We start from the raw sequence: 24,254 nt of genomic DNA, 5'->3' as shown, positions 1-24,254 counted from the left end.
TTCTCCCTGCACCGGCGGGGTGGAGCGGAAGCTGTAGGCAGTGAGCTGCACCCGCGCCTGGCTGCCCATCGAGACCTCGTCGATATCCTCGACCGCCACCCGGGATTCCACCAGCAGGCTTGCATCCGCGGGCATCAGCTCCAAGAGCGTCTGGCCGGGGTCCACCACCTGGCCCAGGGTATTGATCTCCAGCCCCACCACCCGGCCGTCGCGCGGCGCGCGGATGGTCTGGCGCTCAGCCACGTCCAGGGTGGCGTCGAGGCGCTGGCGCAGATCGAGGATCTGCTCCTGCACCGCCTGGCTTTCGGCGGCGATCCGCGCCGCCCGGTCGCGGCCGGCCTGCAGCTGGCGCTCCTGCATCTCGCCGGCGCGCTCCAGGATATTGCCGCGGTCGCTCTCCAGCGCCCCCAGGGTGCCCAGCAGGCCGCTTTGCTGCATCTGCCGCTGGCCGATGCGGGTTTTCGGCACCAGGCCTTTTTCAAACAGCTGGGTCAGGTCAGCCAGTTCATCGCGCACCAGCGCCAGCTGCTCTTCGGTGGCCTTGATGCGGGCATCGCGGCCCTTGAGCTGATCGCCAAGCTGGGTGATGCGGCCCTGGATGATATCCATCTGGCCCTGGTAGAGCGCCCGGTTGGAGGCCAGCAGGTCGCGCTGCACCGCCACCAGCTGCGCCAGCTCCGGCGCCTGGGCGGTGAGCCGCTCCAGCTCCGCCCCGGGCTGCAGCTCTGCGCTGTCCTTCAGCTCGGCGTTCAGCCGGGCCTGCTGCGCCAGGAGGCTGGCCAGCTGGCCGTTCAGGATTGCCAGCTGCGCCTGCACCCGGCGGCCGTCGAGCCGGGCGATCACATCGCCTTCAGCCACCCGGTCGCCCTCGGCCACATTCAGCTCGCGCAGGATGCCGCCTTCGAAATGCTGCACCGCCAGCCGGTCGCCGGCCACGTTGAAGGCGCCCGCGGCCACCACGGCGCTGGTCAGCTCGGCGCGGCTGGCCCAGAACACCAGGCCGCCGAACAGGCCGAAGCCGCAGACCACCAGCCACAGCACCAGCTGCCGCACCCGGGTCGGCGGGCGCTCGGGCAGCGGCAGGTCCAGGCTGCCGCCTGCGGGCATCAGATCGCGGAAGCCGCCCTGGGCCGGGGTCCGGGCTGCGCCCTGGTCCGGCGCCGGGCTGCGGCTGTCATGTTCCACCAGGCTCATGCGCTTGCTCCTTCATTCCGGTTCGGGAGGGCGCCGCCCTCCGCGTCCTTTCCCGTGCTGCCGCCTTCCGTGTTGCGGTGGCGGAAGGGGGCGATCTTGGGATCGTCCTGGGCCTCCCGGGCCAGCGGCTGCACCGCTGCATCGATCACCTGGCGGGCCTCGCCGAAGCGGACAATCCGGCCCTCCTGCAGGAGCGCCGCATGGCTGACCCGGCGCAAGAGGCTGAGCCGGTGGGTCACTGCCACCACCGCGGCGCCGCGGGCGCAGGCCGCTTCGATGGCGCGGGCCAGCGCCTCTTCGCCTTCGGGATCGAGATTGGCATTGGGCTCGTCCAGCACGATCAGCTTGCGGTCGCCGAAGAAGGCGCGCGCCAGGCCGATGCGCTGGCGCTGGCCTGCGGACAGAAACTCGCCGCGCGGGCCCACTTCGGCGTTGTAGCCGCCGGGCAGCGCCAGGATCATCTCATGCACCTGCGCCAGCTTGGCCGCCGCCACCACGTCCGAGGGCTTGGCCTCGGGGTCCATCAGGGCGATGTTTTCCGCCACCGTGCCCTGGAACAGCTCGACCCGCTGCGGCAGGAAGCCGATATGCTGGCCGATCTGGGCCGGATCCCAGTCGCTGAGCGCGGCATCGTCGATGCGGATATGGCCGCGCGCCAGCGGCAGCAGCCCGGCCAGCGCATGCGCCAAAGTGGTCTTGCCGGCGCCGGAGGGGCCGATCAGCCCCAGCGACTGGCCCGGCTGCAGATCCAGATTGATGTCCAGGAGCAGCGGCTCCGGGCGGCCGGGCAGCAGCACCGCGGCGCCTTCCACCGACAGGCGCCCCTGCGGCTCGGGCAGGGCCAGCCGCTCCGGTTCGGCGGTGAGACGGGCCAGGAAGATGTTCAGCCGCCCATGGGCGCCGCGCGCCTTCAGAAAGCCGCGCCAGCCGGCGATCGACTGCTCCACCGGCGCTGCGGCGCGGCCCAGCAGGATCGACGAGGCGATCATCAGCCCCGGGGTCAGCTGGCCGCCGATCACCAGCAGCACGCCGGTGGCCAGCATCGCGATCTGCAGCCCCATCCGCACCGCCTTGGCGAGCGAGGTCATCAGCGCCACCCGGTCGGTGGCCAAAGTGTTGAACATCAGGGCGGAGAAGGCCTTGAGCTGCCAGCGCGCAATCAGCGGCCCGGTCTTGCCCATGGCGCGGATCAGCCCGGCATTGGCCATCATCTCGCCCACCGCCGCATTGGTTGCGGTGGCCTGGCGGGTGGCCTCGTCCATCGGCTCCCGGGCCAGCATTTCGCCCAGCAGCGCCAGCGAGAACAGCAGCGCCAGCCCGGCCAGCGCCACCAGCCCCAGGACCGGGCTGAACATAAAGATCAGTGCCAGGAAGATCAGCGACCAGGGCGCATCCAGCAGCGCCAGGAACAGCGGGCTGGTGACAAAGCCGCGCAGCTCCTGAATGTCGCGGACCGGTTCGGCGCCCTGCAGCTCGGGCGGCAGGCGGCCGCCGATCATGCCGTCCAGCACCGCCGGGCTGAGCCGCGCCTCAAGCCGCGCGCCCAGCCGCGCCACCAGCCGCTGGCGGATCATGTCGAAGAGAAAAAAGAACACCAGCGCAAGAGCTGCGCCGGCGGTCAGAGCAATCAAAGTGGGAATGCTGCCCGAGGCCATGACCCGGGCAAACAGTTGCAGCATGTAGAGCGGCGCTGTCAGGACCAGGAGGTTCACAAAGATGCTGGCCGTGAATATGGCCGCAAGCACCCCCCGTTGACCGTCAAATACCCGTCTTACCTTCATTGTCGTAGCCCCCCGGCTGCACGAATTGAAGTTATAAAATCTGGAGACCAGCGCCCTGGTCCAAGGATGCAATCCTTGGCCGGGGACCAAATCGCTGTCCTGAACCAGGGCTGGACGGGCCCGGGGTTAAAATCCCGGGCCCGCCGTTCCTATGGCTCAGACCGCGTGGTCCCAGATCGCCTGGTAGCTGTCATCGAAGCCATCGTCCGATGTCAGCACGCGGATCGCCTCGTAGGAGCCGGCATCGCCGGTGGTCACCGCGTTGATGCCGACGCCGCCGATCGGGATCGCGTCCTGGCCGAGCGAGCTGAAGTGGCTCTGGTTGTCGGTCAGGCCGAGGATGTCGATCTTCAGGCCGCCCACCTCGATGGTGGTGTCGGTGCCGTCGTCGGTGACGGTGGCGGCATCGTTGAGCTCGCCGAAGGCCTTCTGGGCCGAAGCGCCGGAGGCACCGTCGACGGTGGTGATGCGGAACAGGATCACATCATGGTCTTGATCAATGTCGAAGTCCTTGATGGTGTCGCAGCCGTCATTCGAGGTGAAGTCCCAGCCGTCCCAGGTCAGGTCGAAGACAAAGACGTCCTTGCCGTCGCCGCCGGTCAGGCAGTCGTCGCCTTCTCCGCCCTTCAGCCAGTCGTTGCCGTTGCTGTTGCCTCCGTGCAGCGTGTCATTGCCTTTGCCGCCGTCCAGGAAGTCATGGCCTTGGTCGCCGTTCAGGTAATCATCGCCGTCTTCGCCGTAGAGGCAGTCGCGTCCGATGTTGCCGTTCAGGGTGTCTTGGCCGTCGCCGCCTTCCAGCACGTCGCTGCCGCGGCCGCCTTTGAGCACGTCATCACCGTCTTCACCGTCCATGAAGTCATGGCCGGCCTCACCGAACATGGTGTCTTCACCTTTGCCGCCGGACATCAGGTCCATGCCCTTGCCGCCGTACATCAGGTCGTCGTCGTCTTCGCCGAACATGGTGTCGTCGCCGACGCCGCCATAAAGGATGTCGTCGCCGTCGTTGCCATGGACCTCGTCGTCGCCGCCGCCGCCTTTGACGGTATCCTCGCCATTGCCGCCGTACAGCACGTCGTCGCCCTGGTTGCCATGCACGCAGTCGTCATCGTCGTTGCCGTGCAGCGTGTCGCGGCCGAGGCCGCCATAGAGCCGGTCGTCGCCGGTGCCGCCGGAACCGTAGTCGTCGCCGCGGCCGCCGAAGATCTCGTCGTTGCCGCTTTCGCCGAACATGGTGTCATTGCCGGAACCGCCGCGGATCAGGTCGTCGCCGGGACGGCCTTCATCCACCGGGTCATAGCAATCCGGGCAATCGACTTCCTTCAGACCATCGACCTGATGGCCGTTGGCCAGGCTGGGCTTCTCGTCATCGTCGCAGCAGCTCCAGTCGATGTCATATTCGCGGTAGTCGTTGGCGCCTGCATGGTCGCCGAAGATCAGGTCGCCCTGGGCGCCGCCTTCCAGCACGTCATTGCCGGAGCCGCCGCGCATGGTGTCATTGCCGGCACCGCCGTTGACGTCGTCCGAGCCTGCGCCGCCATCCATCAGGTCGTCGCCGCGGCCGCCCTGCATCAGGTCGCTGTCGGCTTCGCCGAACATGGTGTCGTTGCCGCCCTGGCCGTCCATGGTGTCGTCACCATCGCCGCCCAGCATGCAGTCGTCGCCGTCGACCTGCTCGTCCTTGTTGCCGGTGCCGCTGTCGGCGCCGAAATCAAGGTCGTCATTCTGCGACTGGCGTTCGTCGCCGAACATCTCGTCATCGCCGGAGCCGCCGATCACCAGGTCGTCGCCGAGGCCGCCTGCCATGCGGTCATTGCCGCCCTGGCCGTTCATGCGGTCGTCGCCGTCGCGGCCGTACATGGTGTCATGGCCGTCGTCCTCGGTTTCGCCGGACTGGCCCATGTCGCCCCACATCCAGTCGTCGCCGCCTTCGCCGTCCATGCAGTCGTCGCCGAGCTCGCCATAGAGGTAGTCGGCCGCATCGCCGTCCTCGTAGCTGTAATCGCCGTCGCCGTCATCGCCGAAGATATGGTCGTCGCCGGAGCCGCCGAACACGGTGTCGGTGTCCTCGCCGCCCAGGAGCGTGTCATTGCCGGTCTCGCCGTCGATGTAGTCGCAGCCTTCTTCACCGTCGATCCAGTCGTCGCCGTCGTCGCGCGGATCGTAAGGATCGCCCTTGCCGTCGCCGTCGCCGCCGAAGATGGTGTCGTTGCCGGTGCCGCCTTCAATGGCGTCATGGCCGTCGCGGCCTTCGATGTAGTCCTGGCCGGCATCGCCGTCGATGTAGTTGTTGCGTTCGTTGCCGTAGACCGCGTCATCGCCGGCCCCGGCTTCGGCGTTGTCGGCCGCGTCGTGGTCGTTCAGGTCGATGACATTGGCGTCGGTGCCGCCGCGCTCGGTGTTGCCGTCGTTGAAATCATCATCGAATTTGTCGCCGCTGAAGCGAATCTCGCAATCCGGATTGCAGACATCCCAATCCGGGTTTCTGTCTTCGATACCCATGGTGAATTTCCTCCTCGTTAACTGTTTGGGGCTGGGCAGCGGGCAGCTGCCCGGGTCCGTGCCCCCGCCTGCGCTGCGGCGCCGGGACGGGTCCCGGAGCGGCTGGCGCAAAAAAGGCGTCGTCTTGCCTTCTGGTGGTATTGCAGCGCATCTGCGCCGCTGCCGATGCCCCCAAATGGGGACAAATGGCGTCTTAAAAGACGGGAATCTGCCAGCCGGTGCGGCTTTCAAGCGCCGCGGCGGCGGTCTGCGCCGCGTCCTGCAGCGGGGCGTGCCAATAGGCGCCCGCGGCCAGCGCGGCGGCAGTCAGAACCAGCAGCGCCAGCCCGCGGCGCCAGCGGCGGCGCGGCGGCGCCGGCCGGGCGGCGGCCAGCGCCTCCGCCACGGCCGCTTTCAGCACCGGTTCGAATTCGATCCTGAGCGCCCCCTCCATCCGGTTCACCGCCGCTTCCAGTTCATCAATGCGGGCGGTGAGCGCGGCGCGGTCCTCTGCGGCCTTGCGGCTGTGGCGGGCGCCGAGGCCCTCGTTGAGGGTGGCGAACAGGTCGACGATGCGCTTGTGCAGCGCCACCAGGTCCTCCTGCGCGGCCAGCGGCGTGTCGCCCTTGCGCAGCGCGGCGGCGATCTGCGCCAGCACCGCGGCGCTGAGCCGCGGCGGCTGCACCGGGGCGGGGTCTGCCGCCGCCTGATCCGCAGGCTGTGCCGCAGCCGGTTTGCGGGCGGCCGGCGCGGCCGCTGCAGAAACCGGGGCGGCGGCGGGAGCGGGCGGGCCCTGGAACGGGTCTTCCAGCGTGATCTTGTTCATGACGCCCTCCCCAGCGAGGCCTGCCAGGTCAGCCGCTGCGCCATCTCGGCGCGGCCTGCCGACTGCAGCTTGGCCAGCACCCGCTTGGCATAGGTGTTGAAGGTCTGCTCCTTAAGGCCGGCGATATGCGCCGCCTCGCGGTTGGTCAGCCCCAGCTGAATGAGCGCGGCCACCCGCGCCTCCGAGGGTGACAGCCCCATCTTCTGGGCCAGCATTTCGATGCGGGTGCGGTCGGGCTGGCGCGGCAGGATCGCCACCACCAGCGGCTGGTCGGAGCCGGCGCAGCGGTAGCGGGTCAGCGACACCGGCAGCCGCATGCCGCTCTGGCGGCCCTCCAGGAACAGGATCAGCTCGCGCGGGCGCCCCGATCCGCCGCGGCGCGAGCGGGCGCATTCGGCGACCGCGGCGTAGAAGCCCGCGGTCTCGCCCGGGCTGGCGCAGCAGAGGCGGCCGGAGCTGTCGCTGAGCAGGTCGCCGCCGTCCAGCATGTCGCGGCCCGATTCATTGCAATGCAGCAGCGCCCCTTCGGCGCTGAGCACCAGCACAGCGCTGTCGGTCTTCTTGGAGACGGTCCACAGAAGCGCGCTGGTCACCGCCGCCTGGGTCTCGCCTGCGAGCTCGCGCAGGGCGTCCTCGCGCAGCACCGGCCAGATCGCCTGCAGGATGTCGCCGCAATGGGCGTCATGCGGGCCGCCTTCCAGCCGCAGCGCGATCAGATCCTCGCTGCCGTCCTCGAAGCGGCAGGAAAACAGCGCCCAGCCGTCCCCCGCTGCCAGCTCCTGCGCCAGCTGCCGCATATGCTCCGGGGCCGGGGCGGCGGCCAGCCGTGCCGCCAGCGCCCGCGCCGCTGTCCCCCCTGCGCGGCGCGGGCGCAAGCCCTGGGCCCGGCCCGGCTGCAGCTGGCGGCGCAGCGCCGCTGCAGCACTGTCCGGGCAGGCGTCGCCCAGGTGGCCGGCGCTGGTCAGGACCGGAGCGCTGCGCTGTCCCGGCTGCACCAGAGCCAAAGATGTGAGAGAGGAGATTTGCCTTTGAAGAGACCTCGAAAACAAGCACTTGCCCGTTTGTGCAACGGACCCACCCAACATAACCATGTTGCCCCCCGGCATGACATAATGAATGCCCTGAAGGTAGCACGCCGGCGGCAGCGTCAAACCGGGCAGAGGGGGTACGCCAAAGGCCGGGGCGCGGCGGCGCGGGACCGGGGGCGGCCGCGGAAAATACCACCATGGGGGTAGCCGCTTGGGGCAGGAATGGCCGAATCGAAAAACCTAGGGTTGTTTTATCCGCAAGTTGAAAAATCTTAAAATTGTAAGATTCCATCTGGAAACACTGCGTTTCCCCAATGGGGACAATGCCAACGGGGTAAGAGAGCCCGGGCAGATCACGTGGAAAAACAGCCGGATACGGCAGCGGCCGGGGCGGAGGGCGGCAGCACCCTGCCAAAAAGCACTGCTCCGGGAGGGGAAGTTTCTTAACAAAATCGGCTGGATTCGCTACGGTTTATCCACAGCAATGCGCATCAGAAGTGTTTGGACGCCCGTTTGCGCTGCCCGGTCCATGATGTTTTTTCCGGGTCTGTTCTGTTTTTATCACGATTGGGAAACGGCTGCGCAGAACGGCGGCCGGGGCCACGTCGGCAGCAGGCGGGCGAGTTTTGTTCCAGGGAGTGGCGGCGCATTGCCATAAGGGCAGCCTGCGGGGGTGGGCATGCCGCAAAAGCGCGCTCCTGAGGGACGGGCCGGAGGCAGGATCCGGCTGTGTTACGAGTATAAGGAGTTATTGGATGCCTGTTCACATTGTGGGGGAAAGCAGGCTTCTCAGGGACATGTTTCTGACCATCTGTGAAGCACATGAATACGAGACCGGGCACTGCTGCGGCAGCCTGGCGGATTTGCCGCCGCTGCCTGCGCAGGATCTGGTCCTGTTTTACAGCCATGACAGCGGGGAGGCGCTGGAGGCGGAACTGCGCAGCTTCCGCGCCCGCAAGGGCGGGGCGCATCTGATCCTGATCACCGGCGATGATTGCCCGCCTGAGGCCCAGGCCGCCCTCAGCAGCTATGCCGAGGCGGTGATCCCGGAGCGTAAATCGGCGGATGCGCTGATTGCGGCGCTGCAGGTGGTGCAGGACGGCTACCGCATCGTGCTGCCGGATACGGCGGCGGCCGCCGGGGGAATGGCCGTGCAGCCGCATCCGGCCCCCCGCGCGGCCGCCGTCAACGGGGCCGGCAGCGGGCAGGGAGGGCAGCAGCACGGGCTGTCGGAGCGCGAACAGCTGATCCTGGCCAAGCTGACCGAAGGCGCCACCAACAAGAGCATCGCCAATGAGCTCGGCATTTGCGAGGCGACGGTGAAAGTGCATCTGCGCACCTGCTTCCGCAAGATCGGCGCCAAAAACCGCACCCAGGCGGCGCTCTGGGCCTCCGAGCGGCTGCAGCCGCAGCCGGGCCCGCACTGACCGGCGGCGGCCGGAACACGGGCAGGCGTGCCCGGCTGCAAGGGCCGGGACGCCGCTTGCCGGATGCGGGCGGGGCCGGGGCCCGCCGCATCCGGCCGGTGCTCCTGCCAGGCGCAGCCCGGCAGGGCGCGCAAAAGTTTTCGAAAACTTTTGCCAAGACTTTTCCAAAAGTCTTGGGCGCCGCGGAGCGGCGCGTGGTTCCCGTGCCTCCGGCTAGATCTTTATGCGCCGTGCCTCCGGCACGAGCGCATTGATCTGGGCGATATGCTCCGGCAGGCAGCGGGTCAGGAAATCGTATTTCTCCAGCACATGGGCGCGGGCATTGGGGCCCAGATGGGCGTAATCGCCGGGATTGGCCAGCACCTCCGACACCTGATCGGCCAGTTTCTCAGGTGAAAAGAAATCCACCAGCAGGCCGGTTTCGCCATGGGTGATGGCCTCGCGCACCGGCGCCACGTCGGCGGCCACCACCGTGGCCTGCATCGCCATCGATTCCAGCAGCGACCAGCTCAGCACAAACGGCATGGTCAGATAGATATGGCAGGAACTCAGCTGGATGATCCGGCACAGATCGTCATAAGGCACCTTGCCGATGAAATGCACCCGGCTCCAGTCGACGCTGCTGCCGAGCTCATCCTCCATCTCGCCGCGCAATCCCCCGGGGTGCTTGCTTTCGGCGCCGTAAGAGGTCTCGTTGCCGCCGATCATCAGGATGCGCGCATTGGGGCGCTGCGCCTGGATCCGGGGCAGGGCGCGCATCATGACGTGGAAGCCGCGGGCGCGCTCCATGTTGCGGGCGATATAGGTGACCACCTCGTCATCGCGGCTGAGCGGCGTCTCCAGCCGCCCCAGGCCGATCGAGGCCCGCGGATCGGGGCCCAGCCGGTCGGCGCGGATGCCGTCATGGCAGAGATACATCCGGTCGTGGAAGCTGGCTGGGAAGCGGTCGCGCTGCCAGGCGGTGGGCACATGGCCCTGGTCCACCAGCTCGATGCTGGCATAGGGCACCGTGTTGCGCGCCTCGGCAAAGAAATAGGCCTGCTCGTTGGGCGGGTTTTCCGGATCAAAGCCGACCAGCCCGCCGGAGGTGCGGTAGAAATACTCGAAGAAGCCGATGATCGGCACATCCGGGTAGGGGTCCTTCATATAGAGCAGCTCGCCCCAGCCGGTGTGGCCGATGATGATGTCGGGGGTGAAGCCCGCCTCTTTCAGCTGCCGCGCCGCCAGCGCCGCGCCAAGCCCGGTGCCGGCCGCCATCTCCCAGTCCTTGGAGAGGCCGAAGGCATCCTTGGCGGGGGTGTGAAAGGGCTTGTAGGTGACCGTCTTGATGCCCCGCAGATGCACGTCGCCGCGCTGGGTCAGAAACACAATCTCATGGCCGCCCTGGGCCGCCAGCCAGGGCGCAAGCTCGCGGTACTGGCCGGGCATATTCTGATGCACAAACAAAATCTTCATGGGCCCATGCTTGCCGCGCCGGCGCCCGGGATGCAAGCGCAGGCTGAGCGCCGGCCGCCGCCTGTTGCGGCCGGGCGGCGGCCGGGCGCGGAGGGCTCTGGCGCCGCCGCCGCCCAGCCGCTAGGTGTAACAGGCAAGGAAACACCCGCCGAACGGGGAGGGCAGGATGCAGATAGACGAGACAGGATTGCCGGGGCTGAAAGTGCTGACGCCGGCCCGCTTTGGCGACGCGCGCGGTTTTTTCAGCGAGAGCTGGAACAAGCGGCGGCTGGCAGAGCAGGGGATCGATCTGGATTTCGTGCAGGACAACCATTCGGTCTCGGCGGAGGCCGGCACCCTGCGCGGCCTGCATTTCCAATCCCCGCCCGCGGCCCAGGACAAGCTGGTGCGCTGCGGCCGCGGCGTGCTGTTTGATGTGGCGGTGGACATCCGCAGAGGCTCGCCCTCTTACGGGGCTTGGTTCGGCATTGAGCTGAGCGCCGAGAACGGCAGGCAGCTTCTGGTGCCCAAGGGCTTTCTGCACGGCTTCATCACCCGGGTGCCGGACACCGAGGTGATCTATAAATGCACCGATTATTATGCGCCGGACTGCGACGGCGCGGTGGCCTGGGACAGCTGCGGCATCGATTGGGATTTCGATGGCACCCCGGTGCTGTCGGAGAAGGACGCTGCGGCGCCGCGGCTGGCGGATTTCGCCAGCCCCTTTGCCTGGGAAGGATAAGCGATGAAGATACTCATCACGGGCGGCGCTGGCTTCATTGGCTCGGCAGTGGTTCGGCTGGCCGTCTCCCGCGGGCATCAGGTGGTGAACCTCGATGCGCTGACCTATGCCGCCTGCCTTGAGAATGTGGCGGAGGCCGCAGAGAGCCCGCTGTATGCGTTTGAGCAGGCAGATATCCGCGACCGCGCCGCATTAGACACTGTTTTTGAGCGCCATGCCCCGGATGCGGTGATGCATCTGGCGGCGGAAAGCCATGTGGACCGTTCGATCGACGGGCCGGGCGATTTCATCGAGACCAATATCACCGGCACCTTCAACATGCTGGAAGCGGCGCGCAAACACTGGGTGCAGGCGGGCAGGCCGGAGGGTTTCCGGTTCCATCACATCTCGACGGATGAGGTCTACGGCTCGCTGCCTGCCGACCCTTCGGTGCAGTTCACGGAAGACACCTCTTACGATCCGCGCTCGCCCTATTCCGCGAGCAAGGCGGCCAGCGACCATCTGGTGCGCGCCTGGGCGGAGACCTACGGGCTGCCGGTGGTGCTGACCAATTGCTCCAACAACTACGGCCCCTATCATTTCCCGGAAAAGCTGATCCCGGTGGTGATCCTCAATGCGCTGGCGGGCAAGGAACTGCCGATCTACGGCGACGGCTCCAATGTGCGCGACTGGCTTTATGTGGAAGACCATGCCGACGCGCTCCTCTTAGTGGTGCAAAAGGGCACGCTGGGGCGCAGCTATAATATCGGCGGCGAGAATGAACGCAGCAATCTGGAACTGGTGCAGACGCTTTGTGCCATTCTGGACCGGAAGCGCCCCCGTGAGGATGGGACGTCCTACAAAAACCAGATCACCTTTGTCACCGACCGCCCGGGCCATGACGCGCGTTACGCCATCGACCCCGCCCGCATCCGGGACGAGCTGGGCTGGCGCCCCAGCGTGACGGTGGAGGAAGGGCTGGAGAAGACCGTACAGTGGTATCTGGACAATGAAGCCTGGTGGCGCGCCCTGCAGAACCGCGACGGCGTCGGCCAGCGGCTGGGCACCGGCAAGTGAGCCGGCCGGGCCGGCTGCCATGCTGACTGCGCATCTGCCCTCGGGCTATGTGCTGGCGCGGCTGGCGCCTGAGGGGCGCTGGCTGATGCCCGCCGCCCTGATTGGCGCGGTGCTGCCGGATGCCGACATGCTGTGGTTTCATTTTGTGGATCAGGGCCAGATCCACCATCACCGCTACTGGGTGCATGTGCCGGCCTTCTGGGCCGCCATTGCGGCTCTGACACTGCCCATTCTGGCGGTTTGGGCCCGCCGCTGGCTGGCCCCGGCGGCGATGTTCTTTGCGGCGCTTCTGCTGCATCTGGTGCTGGACAGCATTGGCGGCGGCATCCTGTGGGGGGCGCCCTTCAGCGATCATCTTTATGCGCTGGTGGAAGTACCTGCCAGCCAGCCCCATTGGGTGCTGTCCTTCCTGCTGCATTGGACCTTCCTGCTGGAACTGGGCATCTGGGCGCTGGCCTTGTATCTGTGGCGCAAAGGGAGGCGCATATGATCCTGATATTCGGCAAGACCGGCCAGCTGGCCCGCGAACTGGCGGCGGATGAAAACGTCGCCTGCCTGGGCCGCGGTCAGGCGGATCTGTCGGACCCGGCGGCCTGTGCAGAGGCGATCCGGCAGGCCCGGCCTCAGGCCGTGATCAATGCCGCCGCCTACACGGCCGTCGATAAGGCCGAAAGCGAAGAGGCGCTGGCCCATGCGGTCAACGGCGCCGCCCCCGGCGCGATGGCGGCGGCCTGCGCGGACATGGGCATTCCCTTTGTGACCGTCTCCACCGATTACGTCTTTGATGGCAGCGGCACCGCACCCTGGCAGCCCGGCGACGCGCCCGCGCCCTTGAATGCCTATGGCCGCTCCAAGCTGGCAGGCGAGAACGCCGTGCGCGCGGCGGGCGGGGCTTATGCGGTCCTGCGCACCTCCTGGGTGGTGTCGGCCCATGGGAACAACTTCGTGAAAACCATGCTGCGGCTGGGCAAGGAGCGCGACCGGCTGACCATTGTTGCCGATCAGATCGGCGCGCCGGCGCCGGCGCGGGATATTGCCGCCGCCTGCCTGCAGATGGCGCGGCAGCTGATGGCGGATCCGGGCAAATCCGGCACCTATCATTTTGCAGGCCTGCCGCAGACCAGCTGGGCCGGTTTCGCGCGGGAGATTTTTGCCCGCGCCGGTGTGGCCTGCGCGGTGGAGGATATTCCGACCTCCGCCTATCCCACGCCCGCGGCGCGCCCCTTGAATTCCAGGCTCGATTGCGCAGCATTAGAGACAGTTTTTGGCATTCCTCAGCCGGACTGGCGGATGGGGCTGAATGATATTCTGAAAGATTTGGGAGAATTGGCATGACCGCAAGAAAAGGCATCATCCTGGCAGGCGGTTCGGGCACGCGGCTTTACCCGATCACCATGGCGGTCTCCAAGCAGCTGCTGCCGCTCTATGACAAGCCGATGATCTACTACCCGCTGTCGGTGCTGATGCTGGCGGGCATCCGCGAGATCTGCGTGATCACCACGCCGCAGGACCAGGAGCAGTTCATCCGGCTGCTGGGCGACGGCAGCCAGTGGGGGGTGGAGCTGACTTACGTGGTGCAGCCCTCGCCCGATGGCCTCGCGCAGGCCTTTATCCTGGCGGAAGACTTCCTGGACGGGGCGCCCTCGGCGCTGGTCTTGGGCGACAATATCTTCTTTGGCCACGGGCTGCCGAAACTGCTGGCGGCGGCGGATGCGCAAGGGGCCGGCGGCACCGTCTTCGGCTATCACGTGGCGGATCCGGAACGCTACGGGGTGGTGGCCTTCAATGAAGACGGCACCGCCCGCGAGATTATTGAAAAGCCCCCGGTTCCGCCCTCGAACTACGCGGTGACGGGTCTTTATTTCCTGGACGGCAGCGCGCCGCAGCGGGCGCGGATGGTGACGCCAAGCCCGCGCGGCGAGCTGGAGATCACCGATCTCTTGCAGATGTACCTGGAGGAGGGCGCGCTTCGGGTCGAAACCATGGGGCGCGGCTATGCCTGGCTCGATACCGGCACCCATGGCTCGCTCTTGGATGCGGGCAATTTCGTGCGCACCCTGCAGGAGCGGCAAGGCTTGCAGACCGGCTGTCCCGAGGAGATCGCCTATGAGCAGGGCTGGATCGATGCGGCGCAGCTGAAGGCGCGGGCGGCGAAATTCGCCAAGAACGCCTATGGCGCTTATCTGGAGGGTCTGCTGGCGTAGCTCTCCGGGGCATGTTCCGCCCGGGTGCGCAGGGAGCTCCCGCCCGCGCGGGCTCAATCACAGATTGCCCCTTCCCGGTTGGGCCCGGCGCCGTGCTGGCGCGCGCCGCGCAAGCGGCGCCAGGCCCAAGGCTTCTGCTGCGGCATCTGTGATGCCGCAGCAAGGCGCGGGAGTACCCCGCCTGCCGGAGGCGGCGGCTTAGTTGATCACGCCGGCGCGGCTGAAGACGCCGAAGAAGTTGCCGAAGATGTTGGAGATGGTGAGCGCATCGTTGATCGGCGATTCGGTGGCCATCACCAGGTCGCCCGGGTTGATCTGGAAGCTGCGCGCCGAAAACAGCCCGTCGGCCGAGGTCAGATCCAGCGAGAACACCACCCGCTGCTGGCGCGGCCCGCGCACGCCGGGGGCCACCGCGGACGCCGGGTATTCGCGCAGGATCAGGAGGCCCTGGGGGTCCGCCTTGCCGTCCTGGAAGCCGCCCGCCACCGACATCGCATCCATCGCCGACATCTCATCCTTGGTGAAGATATGCAGGTCTTCCCGGCCGGTGGCGCCGAAGGAGAGGAAATAGCGCGCGTCCTCCTCGACAAACACCCGGTCGCCGCCGCGCAGGAGCGTATCCAGGCGCGGGTTGTCCAGCAGGGTGCCCACCGAGGTGCCATAGATGTGATGGCCGCGCACCAGGCGGATCTGCGGGTTGTTGAGATTCGGGCTGATGCCGCCGCCCGCCGAGATCAGCCCCATCACCGTGTAGTTGCGGTTGGGCATCGGATAGGTGCCGGGCGCGGCAACGCCGGAGACCAGATCCACCGAGTTGTTGCGCCCCTCGGCCATCGCCAGCTGCACCTGGGCGGAAGGAACCACCGGCTCCAGCGCCTCCTGCAGTTTCATCCGGGCCAGCGCCGGGGTCAGCCCCAGCACGTTCACATCGCCCACATAGGGCATGAAGATGCTGCCGTTGGCCGAGACCTTCATGCCCTGCAGCTCCACCACCTTCTGGTCCGGCGCGGTCAGCAGCGAATTGTTGTTGCTGTCCCAGATGCTCAGGGACAGCAGATCGCCGGGCTGGATGATCTGGGACTTGGCGCCCTGGTGCCCCGGCAGCCAGCTCAGCCGCTCCTGCTTGCCGGTGGCGGGCCAGGCTGCCACCGTCGGCAGCAGCGCCCGGTTCACCTGGTAGAGCGCAAAACCGGCATCCGCCTCGCCTGATTCTTTCAGGATCTCCTCGCTGGCGGGGGCCCCGCCGGGCAGGCGCGAGCAGGCGGCGGGCAGGAGGATCAGGGTGGCAGCGGCCAGCCAGGGAAGAAGTTTCAGCATCGGGAGCCTGTCGTTGAAGCGCTCTGGGAACCGCTTTGATTTTTGTCCGGGCAGAGGATACTGGGCTGAGGCAGAGGGTTCAACAGAAACGGGCAGCTTGAGATGGGGAAACCCGCGGCAATGGTTCTGGGCGCAACAGGGCGCATCGGCAGGCTGATGCAGCTTTGCCCGCCGCAGGGCATGGCGCTGCGGCTGCAGGCGCGCACGCCGCAGGCGGCCCCGGCAGGGCAGCCCTGGGACTGGCACGTCTTTGATCCGCTGGCAGAGCCCGGGGCGCTGGCCCGCGCCACCGCGGGCGCGGCGGCCGTCCTCTGCCTGGCCGGGCCGGTGCCTGGAAGAGGGGCGGGGGAGATGCAGGACCATGTGCGCCTGGGCGAAGCAGCGGTGCGGGCCGCCGCCGCCGCCGGCGCAAGGGTGCTGCTGGCCTCTTCGGCGGCGGTCTACGGCGCTCAATCCGGCCTGCTGTCCGAGACGGCCCCGCTGCGCCCCGCAAATGCCTACGGCGCCGCCAAGGCAGAGATGGAGGCGCAGGCCGCGGCGCTTGGCGCCGCCCTTGGCGTGCCGGTCTGCGCCTTGCGGATCGGCAATGCCGCCGGGTTCGACGCCGCCTTGGGCGGCTGGCGGCCGGGGTTCTCTCTGGATCAATTCCCGGACGGGCGCTCGCCCCGGCGCAGCTATATTGGCGTGCAGATGCTGGCGCGGGTGCTGGGCGCGCTGCTGCAGCTGCCGGAGCTGCCGCCTGTTTTGAACATCGCCCAGCCCGGCGCGGTGGAGATGGCGGCCTTGCTGCAGGCCGCCGGGCGCGCCGCCACCCCGGTTCCGGCACCCGCCGCCGCGATCCCGGAGGTGGCGCTGGACACCGCCCGGCTGCAGGCGCTGCTGCCCTTTGCCCTGGCGCCGGCGGATCCGGCGCAGATGGCGGCCGAATGGGCCGCGTTAGAGCCGCATTTCACCTAAGGAGCAAAGCCGCTGATGACCTGGCGCAAACGGATGTTCGACCTTTTCTTCGCCTCCCTGCTGATCGTGGTTCTGGGGCCTGTCCTGCTGCTGCTTGTGCTGTGGCTGCTGTGGAAGGAGGGGCGGCCGCTGTTCTATGTGGCAGAGCGGATGAAGGGCGTGGATCAGCCCTTTGCCTTGTGGAAGCTGAGAACCATGACGGTGGTGGAGACGGACACCGGCGTCTCGGGCGGCGACAAATCCGCCCGCATCACCCGCACCGGCGCCTGGCTGCGCGGCAAGCGGCTCGATGAGTTCCCGCAGCTGTGGAACATCCTCAAGGGCGACATCTCCTTTGTCGGCCCGCGCCCGCCCCTGCGGCAGTACACCGAGGCGCATCCGGAGCTTTATGCCAAGGTGCTGAAATCGCGCCCCGGGGTCACCGGGCTGGCCTCGATCGCCTATCACCGCCACGAGGCGGCGCTCCTGGCCCGCTGCACGACCCCGGAGGAAACCGACGCTGTCTACTCCCGCATCTGCGTGCCCGCCAAGGCGCGGCTCGACCTGATTTACCAGCGCCATCAAAGCATGTGCTACGACTTCGACCTGGTGTTTCAGACCATCGGCAATATTTTCCGCCGGGGGTAGAGGTGGCCCCGGGGCGATTCCCGCAATGCCTGCATGCGCGGCATGCCCCGCCTGATCTCCGCCCGGCCGGGCGGCAGGCAGGGAACAGGCGGGGAACAGGGGCGGGAATGCGGCGCTGGCCGCAAAAAAACGGGCCGGGACCAGCGGTTTTCCGCCGCTGGCGGCTTTGTTGCCGGCGCAAAAACGGTTATGATAGGAATTGCGTTTTAAAGGGAGGTGCCTCCCCGGTTCCGGGCGCGGCGCCAGATTGGTTTTTACTTTTTTCCTGCTTATGGATGGCATTTGCGGCCGTCCCGGCAGGCAATCAGGTGACAGGATAAAAAAGTGCAGCAGTTGGCACATGAGTATTGAGGGCAGGCGGGCATGTTTAATCTGATCAGCGCATTGTCGCGCAGGCAGAAATCCTACGTATTTCTAGCCGCGGATCTGGCGCTTTTGCCGCTGGCGCTGCTGTTCACCCTGGAGGTGCAGCCGCTGCCGGATCCGGCGCTTGCCACTCTCGGCGCGCTCTTGCCGGTGCTGCCCTATGTGCTGGCCGCCGCTGCGGTGCTGTCGCTGTGGCTGGGGCTGCCGCATGTGCAGCTCAACGCCTATGAACGCCATGCCGCGGCGCAGAGCGCGCTTTTGGCGGGCGGCAGCGCGCTGATGCTGGCGCTGCTGGCCGCCGCCTTCGGCCCGGCGCTGCCGCCCGGCACCCATGTGGTGTTTGCGATCTGCTATTTCCTGTTCATGGTGGTGGCCCGCGCCGCGATGCTGCAGATGGTGCTGGCAATCTACCGCCGCGCCCAGCCGCGCTGCCGGGTGCTGATCTACGGGGCCGGCAATACCGGCACCCAGCTGGCCCAGGCGCTGAAGGCGCATGACGGCATCGATCCGGTGGCCTTTGCCGATGACAATTCCTCGCTGCAGGGGCTGACCCTGGTCGGGCTGCCGGTGTTTGCGCCGGCCCGCATCGCCGAGGTGATGCAGACGCGTAAGATCAGCCGGGTGCTGCTGGCGATGCCGTCGCAAAGCCCGCCGCGCCAGGCGCAGATCACCCGGCGGCTGCAGAAACTGGGGCTGGAGGTGCAGGCGCTGCCCTCATTCGCCCAGCTGATCGGCGAAGAGGCGCTGGTCGACAAGCTGACCCCGGTGGCGCCGCAGGCCTTCCTGGGCCGGGCGGCGCGCGACGTGCCGCTGAAGGAGGCGGCGGGCGCCTATCAGGGCAAGACGGTGCTGGTCTCCGGCGCCGGCGGCTCGATCGGCTCGGAGCTGTGCCGCCAGGTGCTGGCCTGCCGCCCGGCCCGGCTGGTGCTGTTCGAGCTCAGCGAGCTGGCGCTTTACAATGTGCATCAGGAGCTGGGGCCGCAGGCCGGCGATGCGGGCATCGAACTGGTGCCGGTCTTGGGCTCGGTCACCGATCCGCGCCAGGTGCGGATGGTGCTGAACCAGCACGGGGTGCAGGTGGTGCTGCATGCCGCCGCTTACAAGCATGTGCCGCTGGTCGAGGCGAACCCGCTGCCGGGCCTGGCCAACAATGTCTTCGGCACCCAGACCCTGGCCCGCGCCGCCGCACGGGCAGGGGTCGAGCGCTTCATCCTGATCTCCTCGGACAAGGCGGTGAACCCGGCCAATGTGATGGGCGCCTCCAAACGGATGGCGGAACTCATCGTGCAGGACCTGGCCACCCGCCACACCCAGACCGTGTTCACCATGGTGCGCTTCGGCAATGTGCTGGGCTCTTCCGGCTCGGTGGTGCCGCTGTTCCAGGAGCAGATCAGCCGCGGCGGCCCGGTCACCGTCACCGACCCGAACGTGCGCCGCTTCTTCATGACCATCAGCGAAGCGGTGCAGCTGGTGCTGCAGGCGGGCGACATGGCCCAGGGCGGCGAGGTCTTTGTCCTGGATATGGGCGAGCCGGTGCCGATCCTGCAGCTGGCGCGCCAGGTGATCGAAAGCACCGGCCGCACCGTGCGCGACGACGACCACCCGGACGGCGATATCGCCATCGAGATCATCGGGCTGCGCCCCGGCGAGAAGATGGAGGAAGAGCTCACCCTGACCGAGGAGCTGGTGCGCACCCGCCACCAGAAGATCTTCTGCGCCCGCGAAACCGTGCTGTCGGAGATCGAGGTCGCCGGCTTCCTGCGCAGCCTGCGCCAGGCAGTGGCGGCAGGCGACGAGGCGGCAGCGCGGCAGGTGATCCAGCGCTGGGTCGAAGGCTATTGCCAGCCGCCGGAAAACGCCGGGCGCCGGACCTCCTGATCCCCGCCCAGCTGCCCGGATCCGCCCCGGGTGCGGCAGCAAGGCTGCAGTGGCGGCAAATCCGCCGCCGCCGCGGCGGCGGCAATTGATCCGCCCCGGCGTTCCATGCTCTAAGCGGCGCAACACCGCCGGGCCCGGCAACGCCCGCCCCGGCAGCAGGCAGTTCCAAGAAGGCAGTTCTTCCCGTGACCCCGATCAAAACCCTCCTGCGCATGAGCGGGCGAGCGGCGGCTCCGGCTGCGGCGCTGTGCCTGATGGCCCTGCCGGGCGCCGCGGAACAGCCGGAGATCACCCGCCCAGGCCATGGCGCCGCCCCGGGCACTGAGGCCGCCGCGCCGCGGCTGAAGCCGCTGCCGCCCGCCAGCCTCAACTTCTACGGCAGCCCCGGCCTCATCGACACCCCCAGCGCCGAAATGCTGCCGGACGGGCAGTATGCGGTCACCTATTCCTGGTTCGGCGGCACCTCGCGCTACAATATCACCTTCCAGGCGCTGCCCTGGCTCAGCGCCTCGTTCCGCTACAACGGCATCCAGGACCTGGGCCTGTTCGGCTTTGACACCTATTACGACCGCGGCTTCGACGTGCGCGCCCGGCTCTGGCGCGAGCGCGGCTGGCTGCCCGAGGTCACCATGGGGCTGCAGGATTTCGCCGGCACCGGGGTCTATGCGGCGGAGTATTTCGTCGCCACCAAACGCTTTCAGGGCGCCGCGCTTGGCTGGGGCCGCACGCCCGGCCGCCTGAAGCTCTCGGCGGGCCTCGGCTGGGGGCGGCTCGGCAGCAGCGGCGCCATCGGCAATATCGGCGGCAGCCGCCCGTCATTCGTGGGCGGCGGCACCGGCGGCCAGCTGTCCACCGACCAGTGGTTCCGCGGCGATTTCGCCCCCTTCGGCGGCTTTGAATGGCAGCCCGACGAGCGCTGGAGCCTGAAGGCGGAATATTCCACCGACGCCTATGTGACCGAGACGCAGATCTCCGACGTGTTCGAACGCCGCTCCTCGGTCAACTACGGGGTGGAATACCAGTATTCCGACCGGCTGCGGCTTGGCGCCTATTACCTCTACGGCTCGGAAATCGGCGTCACCGCGCAGATCCAGCTGAACCCGCACCAGCCGCCGACCCCGATGGCGGTGCCGGCCCCGCATCCCATCATCCCGCGGGTGCAATGGGCCACCGAGGACAGCCACTGGAGCCAGGACTGGGCCGCCAGCGCCAGCAAGAAGCAGCGGGTCCGCGACCTCGCCGCCGAGGCGCTGAAGGCGGACGGGCTGGTGCTGGAAGCGATCACGCTGAAGGGCACCGAGGCCGAGCTGCGCTACCGCAACCCCCGCTACCGCTCCGCCTCGCAGGCGGCGGGCCGCGCCGCGCGCGCCCTGGCGCAGACATTGCCGCCCTCGGTGGAGACCTTCCGCCTGGTGCCGGTGCGCCGCGGCACCGGCCTTGCCGCGATCATCATCCGCCGCTCGGATCTGGAGGCGCTGGAATTCGACCCGGAGGCCGCCGACGCGGTCTATGCCGCCACCGGCATCCGCGATGCCGGGCCGCTGCCGGAAGAGGCGATCTTCTCGGCCGAGCTGTACCCGGCCTTCGCCACCTCCATCAGCCCCTATACCGCACCCGCCTATTTCGACCCGGCGCAGCCGTTCCGGCTGGATGCCGGGCTCGATTTCTCCGCCTCCTATTCCCCGGCCCCCGGCTGGCGCATCGCCGGCACCATCCGCCAGCGCATCTGGGGCAATGTCCGCAATGGCCGCCCGGGCTTTTCCAACCTGCCGCAGGTGCGCACCAACCAGCGCGAATACGCCCAGTTCGGCACCACCCTGGAAAACCTCTACGTGAGCCGCCTGTGGAAACCCCGGCGCAATCTCTATGCCCGCGCCACCGCCGGCCTGTTTGAGAGCATGTTCGGCGGCATCTCCGGCGAGGTGCTGTGGAAGCCGGTGGACAGCCGCCTCGGCCTGGGGGTGGAAGCCAATTACGTGGTGCAGCGCGAATTCGAGCAGCGTTTCGGCTTCCTCTCCGGCGATCTGGCCTATCAAACCTTCACCGGCCATGCCTCGGCCTATGCCGAGCTGGGCCAGGGCTATCTGCTGCAGGTCGACGCGGGCCGCTACCTGGCCGGCGATTACGGCGCCACCTTCAGCCTCAACCGCGAGTTCAACAACGGCTTCCTGGTCGGCGCTTTCTTCACCCGCACCAATGTCTCGGCCGAGGATTTCGGCGAGGGCTCCTTTGACAAGGGCTTCCGCTTCCGGATTCCGATCGACTGGCTGCTGGGCAAACCGTCGCGCTCGGGCTTCGGCCTGACCATCCGCCCGACCCAGCGCGACGGCGGCCAGCGGGTGGCAGTGCCGGACCGTCTTTACGGCTCGGTCCGCGAGGCCCACCGCAAAAGCCTGCAAGACCAGCGCGCGAGGTTCTGGGAATGAGCATGATCCGCCCAATGGCTGCTGCCGCCCGCCTGATTCCGGTTCTGGCCGCCGCCGCGCTGCTGCTGGCAGGCTGCACCCGCGGCCCGGAGAAAACCCCGGCCGAACTGGAAGTGCTGAAGGCGGTGACCCAGCAGATCAGCCGCCGCCGCAGCCCGCCGCCGGAGCCGGTCAAGCTGACCCGGGCGCTCTTGGACGAGCAGACCCAGGCCTATATCGAGGTGGTGATCGAGAACCGCGATGCCAAGGCCTATCTGACCCGCGCCCTGGAGCGGCGCGACAGCAGCCCCGGCGTGATCGAGGTCTGGCGCACCCAGGACAATGTTTCGGTCTCGCTGCGGGCCGGCATGGTGATTGCCACCCGCGGCCTGGGCAACGGGCTGCTGTCGGCGCAGGTGCCGGCCGCCGAAGGCGTGGCAGGCCCGGCCCATGGCGGCGCCCGCCGCTACACCGTGCGCGCCGATGGCAACGGCCAGGCGGCGCTGGCCATGGCCTGCAGCCTGACCGACCTGGGCCCGGAAGCGGTGGAGATTGTCGAGGAGGTCCACGCCACCCGGCATCTGCAGGAGCGCTGCGAAAGCAGCAGCGGGGTGGTGGTCAATGACTACTGGGTTGATTCCCGCCCCGGCAGCACCCGGATCTGGCAATCGCGGCAATGGGCCGGCCCGGAGACCGGATACCTGCGAATCCGCCAGCTGCGGCTCTGAGACTGCGCCGGTTTCCGCTTATCTTCCGAGGCTTTGCGGCAACGGGGATAAAAAAACTCCGATGCAAACCGGATTTCAAGAGTTTTGCAGGTATTCCGCACGTTGAAATAGAAACCGGCCTCGCCTAAGGTCGCCTCAACAACCTCTTCCACAGTTCTCCAAAGGAGTTTTGAAATGAAAAATCTTCTGACCGCCCTGACCCTGGCTGCCCTGGCCTCCGCCACTGCCGTTTCCGCTCAGACCGCAGCACCGGCACCGACCGGCGCTGAAGCATCTGCCGGCGGCATCGGCGCAGCAGGCGGCCTGAGCGCCGCAGCAGTTGCCGGCGTTGTGGCCGGTCTGGTTGTGATCGGCGTTGTGGCCAACGACGACGACGAAACCAGCACCACCACCACCACCACCACCAACTGATACCGCACTGCGCAGTTCTGCTGCGCAGGCCGGAAACAGCGAAACGGGCCGCAACGGCCCGTTTTTTTATGCGCTGCAAGGAATTGGGTGTAATCGGTATTATGTGAATATAGCTATCTCCAGGCGGCTCAGAACAGGAAATCCGCCGCATCCAGATGCCGCGGCAGCACTTCTTCCAGATACAGCTGGCCGCCGCCGGTTGCGATCAATGTGCCGCCGTCCAGGCGGCTGATGCCCAGTGCCTGATAGCCGCCCGCCAGCCCGTCGAGGCGGATCAGGTCGCTGCCCGGGGTGAAGCCGGAAATGGTGTCGCGGCCATGACCGGCAGCAAACACAAAGACATCCGCCCCGGCGCCGCCGTCCAGCCGGTCACTGCCCCAGCCGCCCCACAGGGTGTCATTGCCATCCTGGCCATAGAGCCGGTCGGCGCCGGCCTCGCCCCGCAGCCGGTCGCCGTGCAAGCCGCCCCACAGCCAGTCATCGCCCTCGCCGCCCGCCAGCGTGTCAAAACCGAGACCGCCTGCCAGAGTGTCGTTCCCGGCCTGGCCGCCGAGCAGATCCGCCCCGGCCTCGCCCCGCAGCCGGTCATCATGCAAACCGCCCCACAGCCGGTCGGTGCCGCCGCCGCCATTCAGCAGGTCATTGCCCCAGCCGCCCCACAGGGTGTCATTGCCATCCTGGCCGTACATCTGGTCGGCCCCGGCCTCGCCCTGCAGCTGGTCGTCCTGCGCGCCGCCCCACAGCCAGTCGGCGCCGGTGCCGCCCAGCATGGTGTCCTTGCCAAAGCTGCCCGCCAGCGTGTCGCGGCCATCGCCGCCCTCCAGCCGGTCGCTGCCGCCGCCGCCGGTCAGCCGGTCATTGCCCTGGCCGCCCCGCAGAGAATCATTGCCGCTCTCGCCATAAAGCTGGTCGTTGCCGCCCTGGCCCTGCAGCAGGTCGTCCTGCGCTCCGCCCTCCAGCCGGTCATCGCCGGTGCCGCCCAGCATGGTGTCCTTGCCAAAGCCGCCCGCCAGCGTGTCGCGGCCATCGCCGCCCTCCAGCCAGTCGCTGCCGCCCTCGCCCTTGAGCCGGTCGTGCTGCGCCCCGCCCCACAGCCGGTCGCCGTCGCCGCCGCCCGCCAGCAGGTCATTGCCCTGGCCCCCCCACAGGAAATCATAGCCGCTCCCGCCATAGATCCGGTCGTTGCCGCCCTGGCCCTGCAGCCGGTCGTCCTGCGCGCCGCCCCACAGCCCGTCGTCGCCGGTGCCGCCCAGCAGCGTGTCGGAGCCGGTGGCGCCGGTCAGCGTGTCGCGGCCGTCACCGCCCTCCAGCCAGTCGCTGCCGCCCTCGCCTTTGAGCTGATCGTGCTGCGCGCCGCCCCACAGCCGGTCGTTGCCGCCGCCGCCCGCCAGCAGG

Annotated in this window: 20 protein-coding genes; 12 read left to right on the top strand and 8 right to left on the bottom strand. The window is 68.0% G+C overall.

Annotated elements, in window-relative coordinates; genetic code table 11:
• The 5 genes from RA20_RS02055 to RA20_RS02035 all read right to left on the bottom strand — a co-directional run.
• Window positions 1–1,194 (bottom strand): HlyD family type I secretion periplasmic adaptor subunit (locus RA20_RS02055; protein ID WP_039124131.1); only part of this gene is annotated, 1,194 nt, incomplete at its 3' end.
• Window positions 1,191–2,975 (bottom strand): type I secretion system permease/ATPase, encoded by a 1,785-nt coding sequence (locus tag RA20_RS02050; RefSeq protein ID WP_082017882.1) that lies wholly within the window; start codon window positions 2,973–2,975, stop codon window positions 1,191–1,193. The genes RA20_RS02055 and RA20_RS02050, both read right to left, overlap by 4 nt.
• 156 nt (window positions 2,976–3,131) lie before the next feature.
• Window positions 3,132–5,474, bottom strand: coding sequence for a calcium-binding protein (locus RA20_RS02045; protein ID WP_039124129.1), 2,343 nt, complete (start codon window positions 5,472–5,474; stop codon window positions 3,132–3,134).
• A 193-nt stretch (window positions 5,475–5,667) separates the two neighbouring features.
• Window positions 5,668–6,279, bottom strand: coding sequence for a hypothetical protein (locus RA20_RS02040; RefSeq protein ID WP_039124127.1), 612 nt, complete (start codon window positions 6,277–6,279; stop codon window positions 5,668–5,670).
• Window positions 6,276–7,328, bottom strand: coding sequence for a helix-turn-helix transcriptional regulator (locus tag RA20_RS02035; protein WP_241482195.1), 1,053 nt, complete (start codon window positions 7,326–7,328; stop codon window positions 6,276–6,278). Before RA20_RS02035 ends, RA20_RS02040 begins: the two co-directional genes overlap by 4 nt.
• Window positions 7,329–8,062: 734 nt before the next feature.
• Between RA20_RS02035 and RA20_RS02030 the strand changes: the two genes are divergently transcribed.
• Entirely contained in the window at window positions 8,063–8,734 is a 672-nt protein-coding gene (locus RA20_RS02030; protein WP_039124125.1) for a response regulator transcription factor, read from the top strand.
• Window positions 8,735–8,947: 213 nt separating this feature from the next.
• Here RA20_RS02030 and RA20_RS02025 read toward each other — a convergent pair whose 3' ends face one another.
• Window positions 8,948–10,189, bottom strand: coding sequence for a glycosyltransferase family 4 protein (locus RA20_RS02025; RefSeq protein ID WP_039124124.1), 1,242 nt, complete (start codon window positions 10,187–10,189; stop codon window positions 8,948–8,950).
• Window positions 10,190–10,355: 166 nt separating this feature from the next.
• On the opposite strand from RA20_RS02025, the gene rfbC reads away from it, so the two are divergent.
• From rfbC to rfbA, 5 genes are read left to right on the top strand one after another with little or no spacing between them, the layout of a single operon-like run.
• Window positions 10,356–10,910, top strand: a complete 555-nt coding sequence (gene rfbC, locus RA20_RS02020; protein ID WP_039124122.1) for a dTDP-4-dehydrorhamnose 3,5-epimerase — start codon at window positions 10,356–10,358, stop codon at window positions 10,908–10,910.
• A 3-nt stretch (window positions 10,911–10,913) separates the two neighbouring features.
• Entirely contained in the window at window positions 10,914–11,966 is a 1,053-nt protein-coding gene (gene rfbB, locus RA20_RS02015) for a dTDP-glucose 4,6-dehydratase (protein WP_039124120.1), read from the top strand.
• Between the two features lie 19 nt (window positions 11,967–11,985).
• Window positions 11,986–12,456, top strand: coding sequence for a metal-dependent hydrolase (locus RA20_RS02010; RefSeq protein ID WP_039124118.1), 471 nt, complete (start codon window positions 11,986–11,988; stop codon window positions 12,454–12,456).
• Entirely contained in the window at window positions 12,453–13,301 is an 849-nt protein-coding gene (rfbD, locus tag RA20_RS02005) for a dTDP-4-dehydrorhamnose reductase (protein WP_039124116.1), read from the top strand. Before RA20_RS02010 ends, rfbD begins: the two co-directional genes overlap by 4 nt.
• Window positions 13,298–14,170: a glucose-1-phosphate thymidylyltransferase RfbA gene (rfbA, locus tag RA20_RS02000; RefSeq protein WP_039124115.1), complete on the top strand. Its 873-nt coding sequence runs from the start codon at window positions 13,298–13,300 to the stop codon at window positions 14,168–14,170. The genes rfbD and rfbA overlap by 4 nt, the downstream gene beginning before the upstream one ends.
• Before the next feature lie 198 nt (window positions 14,171–14,368).
• Here rfbA and RA20_RS01995 read toward each other — a convergent pair whose 3' ends face one another.
• Window positions 14,369–15,487: a polysaccharide biosynthesis/export family protein gene (locus tag RA20_RS01995; protein WP_039124113.1), complete on the bottom strand. Its 1,119-nt coding sequence runs from the start codon at window positions 15,485–15,487 to the stop codon at window positions 14,369–14,371.
• Between the two features lie 102 nt (window positions 15,488–15,589).
• On the opposite strand from RA20_RS01995, the gene RA20_RS26295 reads away from it, so the two are divergent.
• The 6 genes from RA20_RS26295 to RA20_RS01960 all read left to right on the top strand — a co-directional run bounded on the left by RA20_RS26295 (window position 15,590) and on the right by RA20_RS01960 (window position 22,859).
• The gene (locus RA20_RS26295) at window positions 15,590–16,444 is read left to right on the top strand and encodes an NAD-dependent epimerase/dehydratase family protein (protein WP_039124110.1); all 855 of its coding nucleotides are present in this window, start codon (window positions 15,590–15,592) and stop codon (window positions 16,442–16,444) included.
• 15 nt (window positions 16,445–16,459) lie between these two features.
• Window positions 16,460–17,071, top strand: a complete 612-nt coding sequence (locus RA20_RS01985) for a sugar transferase (RefSeq protein ID WP_039124108.1) — start codon at window positions 16,460–16,462, stop codon at window positions 17,069–17,071.
• Window positions 17,072–17,434: 363 nt separating this feature from the next.
• Window positions 17,435–19,315 (top strand): polysaccharide biosynthesis protein, encoded by a 1,881-nt coding sequence (locus tag RA20_RS01975; RefSeq protein WP_039124104.1) that lies wholly within the window; start codon window positions 17,435–17,437, stop codon window positions 19,313–19,315.
• 212 nt (window positions 19,316–19,527) lie between these two features.
• Window positions 19,528–21,741 carry a YjbH domain-containing protein gene (locus RA20_RS01970; RefSeq protein WP_193748752.1) on the top strand — a complete coding sequence of 738 codons (2,214 nt, stop codon included), beginning with the start codon at window positions 19,528–19,530 and terminating at the stop codon, window positions 21,739–21,741.
• Window positions 21,738–22,448, top strand: a complete 711-nt coding sequence (locus RA20_RS01965) for a YjbF family lipoprotein (RefSeq protein ID WP_241482194.1) — start codon at window positions 21,738–21,740, stop codon at window positions 22,446–22,448. Before RA20_RS01970 ends, RA20_RS01965 begins: the two co-directional genes overlap by 4 nt.
• Before the next feature lie 174 nt (window positions 22,449–22,622).
• The gene (locus RA20_RS01960) at window positions 22,623–22,859 is read left to right on the top strand and encodes a hypothetical protein (protein ID WP_039124100.1); all 237 of its coding nucleotides are present in this window, start codon (window positions 22,623–22,625) and stop codon (window positions 22,857–22,859) included.
• 128 nt (window positions 22,860–22,987) lie between these two features.
• On the opposite strand, the gene RA20_RS01955 is transcribed toward RA20_RS01960, so the two are convergent.
• Window positions 22,988–24,254: calcium-binding protein (locus RA20_RS01955; RefSeq protein WP_275041452.1), on the bottom strand; the 1,267-nt coding region annotated here is incomplete at its 5' end.

Source organism: Leisingera sp. ANG-Vp (assembly GCF_000813725.1).
Lineage (GTDB): Bacteria > Pseudomonadota > Alphaproteobacteria > Rhodobacterales > Rhodobacteraceae > Leisingera.
This window is presented reverse-complemented; position numbering and strand designations above follow the sequence as displayed.